The 13,441-nt window shown below is 67.7% G+C and carries 19 protein-coding genes; 5 read left to right on the top strand and 14 right to left on the bottom strand.

Annotated elements, in window-relative coordinates:
• The first annotated feature begins 146 nt into the window (after nt 1-146).
• The gene (sigJ, locus tag AB0I38_RS39670; RefSeq protein ID WP_358495658.1) at nt 147-1,082 is read left to right on the top strand and encodes an RNA polymerase sigma factor SigJ; all 936 of its coding nucleotides are present in this window, start codon (nt 147-149) and stop codon (nt 1,080-1,082) included.
• Between the two features lie 79 nt (nt 1,083-1,161).
• Here sigJ and AB0I38_RS39665 read toward each other — a convergent pair whose 3' ends face one another.
• The 3 genes from AB0I38_RS39665 to AB0I38_RS39655 form a co-directional block, all read right to left on the bottom strand.
• Nucleotides 1,162-2,223 (bottom strand): DUF418 domain-containing protein, encoded by a 1,062-nt coding sequence (locus tag AB0I38_RS39665; protein WP_358495654.1) that lies wholly within the window; start codon nt 2,221-2,223, stop codon nt 1,162-1,164.
• Nucleotides 2,224-2,340: 117 nt separating this feature from the next.
• The gene (locus tag AB0I38_RS39660; RefSeq protein WP_358495649.1) at nt 2,341-3,579 is read right to left on the bottom strand and encodes an RNA polymerase sigma factor; all 1,239 of its coding nucleotides are present in this window, start codon (nt 3,577-3,579) and stop codon (nt 2,341-2,343) included.
• A gap of 67 nt (nt 3,580-3,646) precedes the next feature.
• The gene (locus AB0I38_RS39655; protein ID WP_358495645.1) at nt 3,647-4,018 is read right to left on the bottom strand and encodes a YciI family protein; all 372 of its coding nucleotides are present in this window, start codon (nt 4,016-4,018) and stop codon (nt 3,647-3,649) included.
• 191 nt (nt 4,019-4,209) lie between these two features.
• On the opposite strand from AB0I38_RS39655, the gene AB0I38_RS39650 reads away from it, so the two are divergent.
• Nucleotides 4,210-4,635, top strand: coding sequence for a hypothetical protein (locus AB0I38_RS39650; protein ID WP_358495640.1), 426 nt, complete (start codon nt 4,210-4,212; stop codon nt 4,633-4,635).
• A 66-nt stretch (nt 4,636-4,701) separates the two neighbouring features.
• Here AB0I38_RS39650 and AB0I38_RS39645 read toward each other — a convergent pair whose 3' ends face one another.
• From AB0I38_RS39645 to AB0I38_RS39620, 6 genes are all read right to left on the bottom strand, one after another.
• The gene (locus AB0I38_RS39645) at nt 4,702-4,986 is read right to left on the bottom strand and encodes a hypothetical protein (RefSeq protein WP_358495635.1); all 285 of its coding nucleotides are present in this window, start codon (nt 4,984-4,986) and stop codon (nt 4,702-4,704) included.
• A gap of 242 nt (nt 4,987-5,228) precedes the next feature.
• Entirely contained in the window at nt 5,229-6,212 is a 984-nt protein-coding gene (locus tag AB0I38_RS39640; RefSeq protein ID WP_358495632.1) for a zinc-binding dehydrogenase, read from the bottom strand.
• Between the two features lie 122 nt (nt 6,213-6,334).
• Nucleotides 6,335-6,745, bottom strand: coding sequence for a VOC family protein (locus AB0I38_RS39635; RefSeq protein ID WP_358495627.1), 411 nt, complete (start codon nt 6,743-6,745; stop codon nt 6,335-6,337).
• Between the two features lie 5 nt (nt 6,746-6,750).
• Nucleotides 6,751-7,167, bottom strand: coding sequence for a helix-turn-helix domain-containing protein (locus AB0I38_RS39630; RefSeq protein WP_436838828.1), 417 nt, complete (start codon nt 7,165-7,167; stop codon nt 6,751-6,753).
• An 8-nt stretch (nt 7,168-7,175) separates the two neighbouring features.
• On the bottom strand, nt 7,176-7,565 hold the full coding sequence (locus tag AB0I38_RS39625; protein ID WP_358495623.1) for a hypothetical protein: 390 nt from the start codon (nt 7,563-7,565) through the stop codon (nt 7,176-7,178).
• A 108-nt stretch (nt 7,566-7,673) separates the two neighbouring features.
• On the bottom strand, nt 7,674-8,150 hold the full coding sequence (locus AB0I38_RS39620) for a MarR family winged helix-turn-helix transcriptional regulator (protein WP_358495619.1): 477 nt from the start codon (nt 8,148-8,150) through the stop codon (nt 7,674-7,676).
• A gap of 57 nt (nt 8,151-8,207) precedes the next feature.
• On the opposite strand from AB0I38_RS39620, the gene AB0I38_RS39615 reads away from it, so the two are divergent.
• The 3 genes from AB0I38_RS39615 to AB0I38_RS39605 are packed head-to-tail and all read left to right on the top strand — an operon-like array spanning nt 8,208 to nt 9,880.
• The gene (locus AB0I38_RS39615) at nt 8,208-8,984 is read left to right on the top strand and encodes an alpha/beta fold hydrolase (RefSeq protein ID WP_358495614.1); all 777 of its coding nucleotides are present in this window, start codon (nt 8,208-8,210) and stop codon (nt 8,982-8,984) included.
• A 2-nt stretch (nt 8,985-8,986) separates the two neighbouring features.
• Nucleotides 8,987-9,232, top strand: coding sequence for a hypothetical protein (locus AB0I38_RS39610; RefSeq protein ID WP_358495607.1), 246 nt, complete (start codon nt 8,987-8,989; stop codon nt 9,230-9,232).
• Between the two features lie 54 nt (nt 9,233-9,286).
• Nucleotides 9,287-9,880, top strand: a complete 594-nt coding sequence (locus tag AB0I38_RS39605) for a hypothetical protein (RefSeq protein ID WP_358495604.1) — start codon at nt 9,287-9,289, stop codon at nt 9,878-9,880.
• Between the two features lie 60 nt (nt 9,881-9,940).
• Here AB0I38_RS39605 and AB0I38_RS39600 read toward each other — a convergent pair whose 3' ends face one another.
• The 5 genes from AB0I38_RS39600 to AB0I38_RS39580 form a co-directional block, all read right to left on the bottom strand.
• Nucleotides 9,941-10,369, bottom strand: a complete 429-nt coding sequence (locus AB0I38_RS39600) for a hypothetical protein (protein ID WP_358495601.1) — start codon at nt 10,367-10,369, stop codon at nt 9,941-9,943.
• Between the two features lie 301 nt (nt 10,370-10,670).
• The gene (gene fmdA, locus AB0I38_RS39595; RefSeq protein WP_358495596.1) at nt 10,671-11,918 is read right to left on the bottom strand and encodes a formamidase; all 1,248 of its coding nucleotides are present in this window, start codon (nt 11,916-11,918) and stop codon (nt 10,671-10,673) included.
• Between the two features lie 82 nt (nt 11,919-12,000).
• A complete protein-coding gene (locus AB0I38_RS39590) occupies nt 12,001-12,720 on the bottom strand; it encodes an AmiS/UreI family transporter (RefSeq protein ID WP_358495591.1) in 720 nt (239 codons plus the stop codon).
• A gap of 41 nt (nt 12,721-12,761) precedes the next feature.
• A complete protein-coding gene (locus AB0I38_RS39585) occupies nt 12,762-13,040 on the bottom strand; it encodes an FmdB family zinc ribbon protein (RefSeq protein ID WP_358495586.1) in 279 nt (92 codons plus the stop codon).
• Between the two features lie 98 nt (nt 13,041-13,138).
• A partial coding sequence (locus tag AB0I38_RS39580) for a hypothetical protein (protein WP_358495583.1) occupies nt 13,139-13,441 on the bottom strand: 303 nt, incomplete at its 5' end.

The following is a 13,441-nucleotide window of genomic DNA, read 5'->3' as shown; positions in this document are numbered from 1 at the left end:
CGCTAAACGCCTGTGGAGGCGACGTAAGACCTCGAACAATCGAGGCGGATGCCGATGAATCAGGCAAGAGGATCACTGAGATCCTCCGAACGGTTGTCTCGTCGATCTCATGAGGGCAGATACGACAAAGGAAAGTCGGCGGCACCATGACCACCCCACCCCAGCCAGGAGACGGCCGGCTCGATCCGAGCCTGAGCGCGATCATGAGCGAGCGGCGTCAGCTGATCAATCTGGCGTACCGGCTCCTCGGCTCCCTGGCCGACGCCGAGGACGTCGTACAGGAGACGTACGCCCGCTGGTACGCCATGTCCCGGCGACAGCAGGAGGCCATCGAATCGCCCGGCGGCTGGCTGACGAAGGTCGCCAGTCGCGTCTGCCTCGACCTGCTCGGCTCGGCACGGGCCCGGCGCGAGAGCTACGTGGGCGAATGGATCCCCGAGCCGCTGCCCGATCGTACGGAGTGGATCAGCGGCCGGCCGGGCGGCACCACCGCCGACCCGGCCGACCGAGTCACTCTCGACGAGTCCATCAACATGGCCTTCCTCGTCGTGCTCGAATCGATGACCCCGGCCGAGCGGGTCGCGTTCATCCTGCACGACGTCTTCCGCTACTCCTTCGCCGAAGTGGCCGAGATCGTCGGCCGTACACCGGCGGCATGCCGCCAGCTGGCCTCCTCGGCCCGGCGCCGCATCCGCGCGTCGCAGGCTTGCGCGGTTCCGGCGACCCAGCGCGCCGACCTCGTCAGAGACTTCAAGCAGGCCTGGGAAGCCAAGGACATCGACGCCCTCATCGGCCTGCTCGACCCCGACGCCGCGGCGATCGCCGACGGCGGCGGCCTGGTCAGCGCCGTGCTCCACCCCATCGAAGGCGGCGAGCAGATCGCGCGCGCCCTCGTCGACATTGTCAGCCAGGTACCTGACCTGACGATCCTGGAGCGTACGGTCAACGGCCAGCCCGGTCTGGTGAGTCAGCAGGACGGCGTCACCGTGGTGGTGATGGCGTTCGACGTCGCAGGCGACCGGATCAAGCAGATCTGGGCAGTACGCAACCCGGAGAAGCTCCGGCCTTGGACGTCGAGCTGACGCGCGTCTCTCGTACCGCGGGGACCGGCTCCGCGCATCTTCGCAGGTCGTCAGCGCGTGCGGCCGTTCGTCCGGCCGGTCAGGGGGTGCGGCGCAAGGGTGGACGGCTGGCCCAGGTGGCCCAGCGCCAGAGCCATTCCAGCGGACCTTGGCGGTAGTGACGCAGCCAGAGCATGGACACCAGCCACTGGGGGATGAGGATGGCTCCGGCGATCAGGAGCACCGTCGCCGAGGACCAGTCGTCCGAGGAGCTGCCGATGAGGCGGGCGGCCACCAGGACGAGGACCGTGGCGGACAGGTAGTTGGTCAGCGCCATCCGGCCCAGCGGGGCGAAAACCGTCTGAAGCGCAGCCCGGAGCGGCGTCTTGAGCAGGAGCAGCAGAGCGCACACGTAGACGCCCGCGATCAGCAACCCGGCGAGGCCGAACCAGGTGTTGAAGTGCGCGTCGTCGATCGGCGTTCGGACCTGCAGCCACACAGTGGGCACCGCTCCCGCGGTGAAGGCCAGGCCCAGCGCGGCCGGAACACGAACGGAGCGCTCGATCCGGTCGATCACGCCGTACCTGGTCAGAGCCGAGCCGAGGAGGAACAGTCCGGGCACCAGCGCCGAGTGGTGGCTGTTGAGGAACGGCGGCGCCACGATGAGGACGGCGGCGAGTCCCGCGACGGCCCAGCGCGGCAGCCAGGTCGAGGGTAGGAGCACCAGCAGGCCGACGACGGCATAGATGGTCAGGATGTCGCCCCGCCACAGCAGGAACATGTGAGCCAGGCCGATGGCGAGCAGTGCCAGGAGCCGGCGCAGCAGGAGCACACGCGGACGCGGGACACGTCGTTCCGCGGATTCCAGCAGTAGCGAGAAACCGATGCCGAACAGCAGGGAGAAGATCGGGAAGAAGCGCTGGTCGACGAAGAGTCCCAGCCCCAGCCAGGAGCCGTCCTGGCTCGTCGCCACCACAGGCTGCGTGGTCGACACGGTGTGGACCATGTGGGCGATCGGCTTGACGTTGGCCACCAGGATCCCGCACAGGGCGAACCCTCGCAGCACGTCGAGCGCGGCGATCCGTGGCCGGCTGGAGAACGTTGTGGTGGGGTGGAGTAATCCGGCGGCTTCCGGTGTCGGGGGGTGCGTTTCATGCGGCATGGGGCTTGATTCTGCGGCCCCCTTTTCGATGCCGGATCGGTCGAAAGTAGGTTTTTCGGCGGCCCAGACCGTACTTCCGGCCGAACGGAGCTGGTCGATGAGCTCGGATCTGATCCGTCAGCCGAGGCGGTCGGCCCTGCCGAGCAGGTATCGCCGCTCGACCTGGTTGTCCGTCAAGGTGGCCGCCTCGCGGTACAGCGTCGCCGCACCGGCCGCGTCGCCGGTCAGCTGGAACAGGTGGGCGCGCACCGCGCGTTCTCGTTGCCGGGTCAGTGGTTCCTGATCCAGCCGGTGGCGTCGGTTGAGGTCGTCGAGCAGCGCCAGCCCTCTGGCCGGCCCGTACGCCTGGGCCACCGCCACCACCCGGCTGAGCCGCACCGGCGCGGTCGGGATGAGCCGTTCGAGCCACAGGTACAGCGCCGCGATCTGCGGCCAGTCGGTCTCTGCCGGGGAGCCGGCCGCGGCGTGCACGGACGCGATCGCCGCCTGCAACTGGTACGGGCCCACCACGCGCCGGCGCCAGGCGCGGTCGATCAGTTCGGTGCCTTCGCGGATCAGCTCGGAATCCCACCGCGTCCGATCCTGCTCCTCCAGCGGCACCAGCTCGTCATCGTCGGTGCGGGCAGTGCGCCGCGACTCGGTGAGCAGCATCAGCGCGAGCAGACCGGTCACCTCGGCGTCGTCCGGCAGGGAGTCACGGAGCATGCGGGTCAGCCGGATCGCTTCGCGGGTCAGGTCGACGCGGGCCAGTTCGGCGCCGGCGGAGGCCGTGTAGCCCTCGTTGAAGATCAGATAGAGCACCTGCGTCACGGCAGCCATCCGGCTGTCGCGGTCCACGTCCTCCGGCGGTGTGAAGCGGGCGCCGGCACGGGCCAGTTGCTGTTTGGCGCGGCTGATCCGCGTACCCATGGTGTTCTCGGTGGTCCCGTAGGCGTGTGCGATCTCGGCGGTCGTCAGACCGCCCACCGCGCGCAGCGTGAGCGCTACCTGGGAGGTGGTGCTCAGCGCGGGGTGGCAGCAGAGCAGCAGCAGGGTGAGGCTGTCGTCGATCTCCTGTGGGGGACACGCCCGGCGGGCTGGTTCGTGCAGGGCCAGTTCGGTCATTCCGGCTTCCTGCTCGCGCCGGCGCCGGGCCTGGTCGGAGCGGAGCAGGTCGACCATCCGCCGGTAGCCGATCCGGATCAGCCAGCTGCGCGGATTGTCCGGCACGCCGTCGGCCGGCCACGTCCGGCTCGCGGTGAGCAGCGCCTCCTGCAGCGCGTCCTCGGCGATGTCGAAGTGGCCGAAGCGCCGCACCAACGCGCCGAGCACCTGCGGCGCCTCCGTGCGCAGCAGTCGCTCGACGTCCGTGGTCATGCTGGGTCCGCCCCTCGCGTGCCCTCCCGCCGCTCCGCTCCGGCAAGGCGTCGCTCGGTACGGTCGGTCATGTCGTGAAGTCCTCGCCCATGATCGGCCGGATCTCGATCGGCTCACCCAGCACTTCGGTGATCCGAGAGCCGATCTCGACGGCTCGTTCATGGCCGGCCACGTCGATCACCGCGAAGCTGGCCAGAACCTCCTTGAGCTCGGCGAACGGCCCGTCGGTCGCCACCACGCCGTCCGCGGTCCTGCGGACCGTGGTGCTGACCGCCGGATGGCCGAGGCCCTCGCTGCTGACGAACTCGCCGGTCTCGGTCAGTTCCTTCTCGAACTGCTGGTACGCGGCGAACGCGGCCATCGCCTCATCGGACGGTGTGTCGGCGGTCGCGGCGTCCCAGGCGGCGGCGGGCGTGTAGCTGAGCAGCAGATACTTCATGAGGCAATCCTCTCCGATCGTGCCCGTGCGACGGCGCTCATGACTTCCTCCTCGGCTGGTTCTTGCCGGTACCTCGTGACCGGACCTGGGATCTCGACCTCGCCGCGATGTGATCCACGTCATACGCGACGGGTGTCGAGGCGCGGGAGCCGGCTTCGAGGTACCGGCAAGAACTCATCAAGGAGGACGAGATGTCTGAGACCAACCAGCCGAGCGCCGAACTGAAGGCTCTGGACCGCCTGGTCGGCACCTGGGCGGTTACCGGCGGCGCCGAGGGAACCGTGCGGTACGAGTGGATGCCCGGCCGGTTCTTCCTGCTCCAGCACGTCGAGCTCAGCCAGTTCGGCCAGCCGGTCACCGGGTTGGAGGTGATCGGAAACCTGCGCCCGTTCGGCGAGCCGGTCGGCGCGGACGTGGCGTCGCGGTTCTACGACTCGGTCGGCAACACCTTCGACTACGTCTACGAACTGAACGGCGACAAGCTGACCATCTGGGCCGGCGCCAAGGGGAGCCCGGCGTACTACGAGGGTACGTTCAGCGCCGACGACGCCACGGTCACCGGCGAATGGGTCTACCCCGGTGGGGGCGGATACGAGTCGAGCATGACCCGGATCTGACGCTGTTCCCGCATGACCGGGAAGCGGTGGGCTCACGTGAAAGGGAGGACCACCGCTCCCGGCCGTTCACCCAGTCGGTGCGTAAAGCCGCAGCAACTCCGCTTGCTCGGGACGCACGGGAAGCGCCTGGTTGCTCGCCCGTGGGTAGATCTCGGCCGCGGCCCACTGCGCGGCTCGCACACTGGAGGCGGTTCCGATCTTGACCCCGCGCGCACGTAGCTCAGCGAGCAACTGCTGGACATCGAACAGATATACCGACTCGATGCGCCACGGGCGACTGGTGCCTCGTGACGAAGCCGCGTTTCGCTGCCGCAGCAGATCCGCGACCTGCTGCACCTTGAGATCCCTCATGCCGACCAGGTCTCCACTGCCCACCTCTGGACGCCTCCGTTCGGATCGGCGAGGTCGGCCAGCCGGTGATCAGATGGCCGGACGCTGCGCATTCGTCACCCTCGTTCTACCGGTCGGAGACCATGCGCGGGTCGGGAATGGCTCCACTTCATGGCCTGGCCAGAACACTGCGACCAGTTCCCGGCGGGTCCTTCCCCAGCCGGCACCGGTCATAGATGAGCAGGGAGAGTCGAAGGCGATCTCTATCCGGCCGGCCGTTCAGCCTCTACCAGCAGCAGTGACTTGCCCACCGTGGTGCGCGCGGCCAGTGCGCGGTGGGCGTCGGCGGCACGCTCCAGCGGGTAGGTGGCGCCGATCGCCGGCCGCAGCCGTCCCTCCGCGGCCCGTTCCAGTGCCAGGCTCAGCACCTCACGCACGGTCTCCTGGTCCGGTGGACCGTCGAGTAGCGGGTTGTGCACCCGTACGCCGCGGCGCGCGACCAACTCCGAGTCCGGAGCGGCGAAGCCCTCGGCCGTGCCGTAGGTGATGAATCGGCCGCCATCGGACACCGCATGGACGGTGTCCGTGCCGAGCGGACCGCCCGCGCCGTCGTAGACCAGGGCGGCACCGCCATCGGTGGCCTCGCGCACCCGCTCGATCCAGTCTGGCCGCGTGTAGTCGACGGTGACCTCCGCGCCCAGCTCGCGGGCGAGTGCCAGTTTGGCGTCGCTGGATGCGGCGGCCACCACTCGGGCTCCAGCGTCGACGGCCAGTTGCACCAGCAGTGACCCGGCTCCGCCCGCCGCCGCCGACACCAGCACCCATTCTCCCTTCTCCGGCCTGCCCAGCCGGTCCAGGTTGAGCGCGGTCACGCCGTCGTGTACGAGCGCCGCCGCCGTCTCGGTGGGCAGCCCGTCGGGTATCGGCATGATCTCCTTCTCGCCGGCGACGACCCGTTCGGCGTAACCGGTGCTGGTCCGTACGACGACGCGCCGACCGACCCATGCCGGATCCACCCCTTGGCCGGTCTCCACGACCTCGCCCGCTCCGCCGCCGCCCGGTACGTACGGCAGGGTCCGTGGGAAGAAGTCCTGGCCCCAGCCGCCGCGCAGGAGAGTGTCCAAGAAGATGACATCCGCCGCGGCCATACCGACGACGACCTGGCCGGATCCTGGCACCGGATCGGGCAGTTCCACAGCGGACAGTGCTTCCGGACCACCGAACGAGGCCACCTGGATTGCGCGCATGGTGAAAACCTTTCACGTGAGATATCGTCCTGGCTCAGTGTTCAACCTGAAGCATGGTTGAGGTCAACGTGCAGGGCCGTTCTCATCGCGCATGGAGGTGGAGTCCACGACCTCCGCCAGGGCTACTGCTGGGTCACCTGGGTGATCCGGATGTGGTTGCCGAACGGGTCGCGCAGCGCGCAGTCGATCCCGTACGGACGCTCGGTCGGCTCCTCGACGAACTCCACGCCGCGCGCCAGCAGCGTCTCGTACGTCTTCCGGCAGTCGCCCGTCGAGAAGATCAGCGATCCCAGGGCGCCCTTCGTCAGCAGGTCGCGCACCTGGGCGGCGGTCGCGTCGTCCAGCGCCGGCGGTGCCGGCCGCTGCAGCAGGATCTCTCGGTCCGGGCTGCCCGGGACGCTCACGGTCAGCCAGCGCATGTAGCCCAGGTCGGCGTCGGTGTTGACCTCGAGACCGAGCTTGCCGACGTAGAACTCGAGGGCTTCGTCCTGGTCGAGGACGTACAGGGAGGAGATTGTTATCGCGTTCAGCATGCGCGTCACGCTAGTCGGCGTGTTCCGTCCGAGGCTTCTCCAAAGCTGCTCGGCCGCGTCCAGGCCTTCACGAAGCAGGTCGGTACGGCCAGGGCGTCACCGCCCTTGCGGTACGCACTCGGCGACTCGCCCACCACATCCCGAAATGTCCGGCTGAACGTGCCCAGGCTGCCGAACCCGACGTCGAAGCAGATCTCCGTCACGCTGCGATCGGTGCACCGCAGCAGGAACATCGCCCGTTCGATGCGCCGCCGCTGCAGATAGCGGTGCGGCGTCTCCCCGAACGTGGCCCGGAAGGTCCGGATGAAGTGCCACTCGGACACATGCGCGATCCGCGCGAGCGCGGCGACGTCAAGCGGCTCGGCGTACGCCCGGTCCATCACGTCCCGAGCCCGCAGCATCCGCCGGTTGACCTCCTCCACCGCACTCCTCACGCCCCCATCACATCACGCACGGCGTCCAGGGCCTTGCTCACGTGAGGCGCGAACATGTGGATGTCGTCGAGTGCGTCGTCCACGGTCCCCCGAACGATCGGCACCGGATCCTCGGCGAGCTGCCGCAGGAGGGCCAGTGACTCGTCATCCACGGTCCCGTTGAGCCGGGCCATGTGTCCCACCGCCAACGCACCGCAACGCCGGATCTCGGAATCTTCGTCGGCCATGGCTCGGTGAAGTCGCGGCGCGACCAGACCCGGATCGAGGACGTTCAGCGCCAGGCCGAGCACCGCCACGCCGGTCAACGGCTCGCGGCGTTCGAAGGCCGCGTCGACTTCGGCGGGATCGTCGCAGCCTAGGAGCGCCGAGGTGACGGTCCAGTCCACGCGGGCAGTCTAGTGCCGGAGTCGGGTTCGTGTCCGGGGCCATCCCGCCCGCAGGACGCTGACGGCCATGGCGCGCCCTGCCGGAAGGTGGACGCGCGTCGGCCCCGGTCAGCCGTCCATGTCGACGTTGTCGACGAGTTGGAGGAGGCGGGAGAGCACCCGGATGCACGTGACGACCTCGGCCTCGGTCAGGTCACCGCCGATCTGGCTCAGCACCGCGCGCTCGCGGGCGATCACGGCGGTGATGGCGGCGCGCCCCTCCTCGGTCAGCCGGATGAGCGAGGACCTCTTGTGCGCCGGGTTGGGGACGAACTCGACCAGATGGCGCGCGGCCGCGTCGTTGATCATGCGTTGGACGAACTGCCGGCTCAGCGCCTGAGCCCGGCCCATCTGGGGGACGGTCATGGGTCCGTGCTCGCGCAGCAAGTTGAGCACGGCCCGCACTCCGACCGACAGGCCCTCGATGGGCGCGTCCTGCTCCACCTTGCGCTGAGCGCGCCGATACAGCGGCCCTACCAGGTCGAACACCTCCGTGAGCCGGTCGGTGAGCTCTCCGGACCCCAGGGCGCGCTCTATGTCGCTCATCCCACCATCATGACATCTAGGTTGTCATGTGCGGCCAATAATGACACCCTAGTTGTCATGAATGACTTGTTCTGGCTCGACACCGGCTCCGGCCGGCCTCTCGTCCTGCTGCACGGCGGTTTCGTGGACCACGGCATGTGGGACGACCAGATCCCGGCCTTCGCCTCGGGATACCGCGTCATCGCGCCCGACGCTCGCGGCCACGGCCGCTCGGCCAACGCCACCGAGCCGTTCCGGCTCACCGACGACCTCGCCGCGCTGCTGCGCCACCTGGACACCGGCCCCGCGATCCTGGTCGGAATCTCCATGGGGGCCGGCATCGCGGTCGACACCGCGCTGGAGCACCCGGAACTGGTCAGCGCCGTCGTCGTCAGCGGTGCCGGCACCAGCGAGCCGTACTTCACCGACCCCTGGACCATCCAAGCGCTGACCACATGGCACTCGGCGATGGCCGCCGGTGACCTGGACGCCTCGATCGAGGGATTCATGCGATTCGCCGCAGGGCCGCACCGCACCCTCGACGATCTCGACGCCGGTGTGGCGAACCGCCTGCGGCGGATGGCCAGGGACACCATGTCCAAGCACACCGCCGGCGAACCCAACCTGCTCGTCCCCGTGCGCGACACCTGGGACCGCGCCGCCGGGATCGACGTTCCGGTGCTGGCGATCAACGGCGGCGTCGACTCGCCCGACCACCTCGGCATGGCCGAACGCCTCACCGGCACGGTCGCGGACGGCCGCGCGGTCTCGATCGACGGGACCGCCCACTACCCCAACATGGAGCGTCCGGACCTCTTCAACAAGCTCCTCGGAGACTTCCTGCGCACCGTGTGACCATGCCCGTTCCGCGGCGGCGCGCTGTCGCCAACGACCTCACCCGTCCCGAGCTGATCGTGGTCAGCCACTCCACCAACATCGCCAAGGGCGGTCAGGGGCCGCAGAGCCGGCGTCCGTCACGCCGCGCCGCCTGGTGCCGCCACGCGACCTCGTGGATCACCGTGAAACACCACGACCGGCTCTTCGCGACCCGCAAGGAGAAGTGCCGGGTCCGGATTCGTGCGGATCCGATGCAGATAGCGTGAAACTATCGATCAAGGTGTGGTGTCACCCCGCGCCAGGCCGTCAGGCTGCACGTCATGGCGCGAACCACGGCGGAGCCGCCTCGTTGGTGGCGGATGTCCGTGCTCATGGCCTGTTCCGGCTGGCTTCTTCTCGCTGCCGCCTACTACTTCTATATTCCGATCTTTCACACGATCTGGCTGTTCACCTGGCTGCTGATCGGGATCGGCTGGTTGTGGGCCGGGCTGTGGACGTTCACGGCCGTCATGTCGTACCTCTCGATCAGGTCGTACGGCCGCGCCGTCGCCGGACTGGTGCTCGCGGTGAGCGTCGGGGCCTTGCTGGGGCGCGTCGACTGGCCCGTCACCAGCGTGAAGAGCATGCTCTGGCTCTGTCGCGACGACTTCGCCGAGGTCGCCTCGGCCTATGAGCGGGGGCGGCCCGTCGTGGTGCCGGCGTGGATGAGGTCCCTGGCCGTCGACGGCGATGTGCAGGCACAGGAGAACGGGCTCTACTTCCCGGTGTTCGTCGATCTGTGGCGCGCCGAAACCGGAGTCGGGTTCGCCTACATTCCGGGCACGGCGGATCCACGCAGGTTGTTGCAGACGGCGGCAGGCGATCTCGGCGCCCCGACCCACGATCTCGGCAACGGCTGGTGGTGGGTCGAGTGACGGGGTGCTTCCCTGACGAACCGGGGCGTCACCTGCGCATCGGGCCTCAGGGCCGGGGGATCACGGCGTGCCGGCGATGGCGCACGCGCGGCACGGGGGGCGTCCGCAGGTGCACTGCATGATCGCCTCAAGGACGTCGTGGTCGTGGTAGAGGCACCGGTCGTTACAGGTGTGACGCGGGACGAACCCTGCCTGGATCTCGTCGGGCCAGGGGGCCTCGCCCTCGCGGCAGCGGACGAACTGCTCGGGGTCCGTCGAGTGCAGACCCTCCATGCGCGACCGCGCCTGGGTCTCCAGCGCCCGCGTCTCGGCCACCATGGCCTTGAGCTGGGTGGCGAGGTCGGAGTAGCGGTCGTCGCCGGTTCGTACGTGTGCGGCCCGCAGCGCCATCACGGCGTTGCCCAGGAATCGGCCGGCGTCCTGGAGGTCGGTGGTGTGGTGCAGCTGGATGCCTGTCACGCCCCGGACCCACACGGCGTCGTTGTTCATCGATCAACCTTTCAAAGGGGGGAGCGCTCCCTGTTCCGGAGTGGTTTGCGGCTGTACGCGAGGATAGTTGGATTTTGGAGATGATTTGTCGTACATGTGCGCTTAACTGAATGGCCGCAGAGCGCTCGAACAGGGCGTGGGCCTGGCCTGGAAGGCGCGCGGAGCTGCCACTTCGCCCTCCGGAGCCGCAAAACACAATTTGGCGATATTTTTACTGAAAAATGGTCGAGAATAGCCACGCACAATGCGCGAGACCCTGCCTGGTGTGGTTCCAGGCAGGGTTCACGTCACGGCGTGGTGGTCAGGTCGTCACGGCGCACTGTCCCCGGTCCATCTTGACGGGCCCCTCCGCGGTCGGACGGACGTCGAAGTCGAAGATGCTGGTGGGCAGGTAGAGCGAGCAGCACGCGTTGGGGATGTCGACGATCCCGCTGACACGCCCCTCGATCGGGGCCGAGCCGAGAAGCAGGTACGCCTGCTCGCCGGTGTAGCCCCACTTCTTCAGATACTCGACGGCGTTGAGGCACGCCCTGCGGTAGGCCACCGTCGCGTCGAGGTAGTAGTTGGTGTCGGTGTCGTGGTCGACCGAGATCCCGATGAACGAGAGGAACTCGGAGTACCTGGGCTCGACGTTCCCCGGCATGAAGAGTGGGTTGGTGGTGACACCGTACTTCTCCATGCCGCCCTTGATGAGGTCGACGTGGAAGTCGATGTAACCGCCCATCTCGATCGCGCCGCAGAAGGTGATCTCGCCGTCGCCCTGGCTGAAGTGCAGGTCGCCTCCGGAAAGCTTGGCGTCCTTCACCAGAACCGGGTAGAAGACCCTGGCTCCGCGGGTGAAGTTCTTGATGTCGTGGTTGCCGCCGTTCTCGCGTGCCGGGACGGTGCGGGCGCCCTCGTAGGCGATCCGCTCCATCACGTCGCCGCTCGCCGTGCCTGCGAGGGCGTTGTCGGGCAGCGGTGGCAGGCCCAGCGGCGGGACCCGATGCGGGTCGGTGTCGATGAGCGCCTGCTCCCGGCGGTTCCAGGACTCGAGCAGTGCCGCGGAGGGCGCGGTGCCGAACAGTCCGGGATGGGTGATGCCGGTGAAGCGCACTCCCGGCAGGTGACGGGATGTGGCGGACATTCCGTGGAAATCCCAGATCGCCTTGTAGGCGTCGGGGAAGTAGTCGGTCAGGAAGCCGCCGCCGTTCGCCTTGGCGAAGATGCCGGTGTAACCCCAGCCCTGTCCCGGTGCCCCTCCGATCTGCTGCGGTACGGGACCGAGATCGAGAATGTCGACGATCAGGAGATCGCCTGGCTCGGCTCCGTCCACCCCGATGGGCCCGCTCAGCATGTGCGCGACGGTCAGATCAACGTCTCGTACGTCGTTCGCGGAGTCGTTGTTGCCGATCTGGGCGTCGGTCCACTCTCTGCATTCGATCCGGAATTCATCTCCCGGGCGCACCATGTCGACCACCGGAACATCAGGGTGCCAGCGGTTGTGACCGGGTATTTTCTGATCACGCATGGATTTCGACTGGTCTACGCTGAATATGACCTTGGGCATAATGGATCAGCCTTTCTTTGAATAACGGTGTCCTGTGCCTGCCGTGACCACCTCCCGTCTCGACCACGGCTTTCACGGTGTGCTAAGTCCAGCGAGGGCGATGCTCATTGTCATGGGCGCCCATCGACTCATCGCCTGAGCCCGGTGTCGCGGCGGTCAGTGCCCGCTGCCGGGCGAGCAGCCACAGCCCGATGAAGACCACCACGCCGAAGACGGCGAGGATGAAGGCGTACAGGCCCAGGTTCTGCCAGTAGCCGGTGAGGATCATGAATGCGGGGATCGCCGCCGTGACCCACCCCTGGATCGCCGCGACCCAGCCGGTGTATCTGGTGATCTCCTCGCGCTTCAACCCCAGTAGCACGAAGAACAGGAACCACAGGAAGGCCCAGTAGAGCCAGATGACTCCGAACGCCGGGTCGCCCAGGAGCTGGAAGTTCGCGAACGAGTAGCCGATCGCCATGATGGCCACGAACAAGGAGAAGTAGCCGACTCCCGTGGAGTCGAAATCGCCCAGCAGGCTGATCCCGACATAGAGATAGGTGAAACCGAAGAGATAGAGTCCCGACGCGTTCAGGATCTCCGCCGGCAGGCCGGGATTGGAGATGATCAGCACGGTGGGCGTGACCACCTGCAGGGCCCCGACGAAGAGATTGAAGATCGCGGCCGCACGTGGCTCGATCTTCTTCAGGAGCATCAGTCCGTTCAGAAAGAGCACCGCGCCGACGTAAAGTAGCCCGACGGCTCCCATCAGCAACGCACCTCCTTGTGCTCGTGATGGATGGTTCCCGGCCGTGCCGACCACGCCGAGCGATCCGGGCCGTGGCGCGCGACCTCGGCGGCCCGTCAGGGCCGGGGCAGGCGTCGCAGAGCGGGGTGCTCCGGTGGCGGGCGGCGTCGCCCGGGAGGCAGGCTGGTGACGACCTCGGGTGCTTCCCGCCCCTGCTCCTCTCGGGCGAGCGCGGTGGTCACGCCCGTGGGCACCTGGTTGAGGTACGGCGCGGAGAAGACACGAGGCGCCGGGAAGTGGCACACGGGGCAGTCGCACACCGCCGTGGCAGTGCCTATGGGCAGGTGTATCTCGAACGACCCACAATCAAGGCAGCGATACTCGTAGGTTGCCATAGGCGCTCCCGCCAGAGGTCGAGCCTCACGGTTTCCGGCCTTTTGCCAGCGAATCTTGTAAATCCGATCACCGGTTGCGGTGATTGAGGCCGCACTTTTCAGACAACCTCCGGCGCAAACCCCATGTCAAGGTCGGCGGTGGCGCCGTGGAACAGCCCAAAAATTCCGGCGCCAAGCTGAAACCTGTTCGCTGCGCAATTTCGCACGACCATTTTTTGCAGAGGGACGGCGAACGATTTACCGATGGCGCCGGCGAATTTCCCGGCATTTGACTCGTGCGGGAGTGCGACGTCGCCGAAGCTTTCCGGTACTACATCCGTAGATCGCGCGGTAATGGGTCGCCTCGTCGGCGGTAGTGGCTGATCAGAGCGCGGGTTTGGTGGGTTTGCCGGAATCTGGAC

Source organism: Nonomuraea cavernae, from assembly GCF_040655715.1.
Lineage (GTDB): Bacteria > Actinomycetota > Actinomycetes > Streptosporangiales > Streptosporangiaceae > Nonomuraea > Nonomuraea cavernae_A.
Note: the sequence above shows the minus strand (reverse complement) of the source record. Positions and strands in the feature narration are given on the sequence as shown.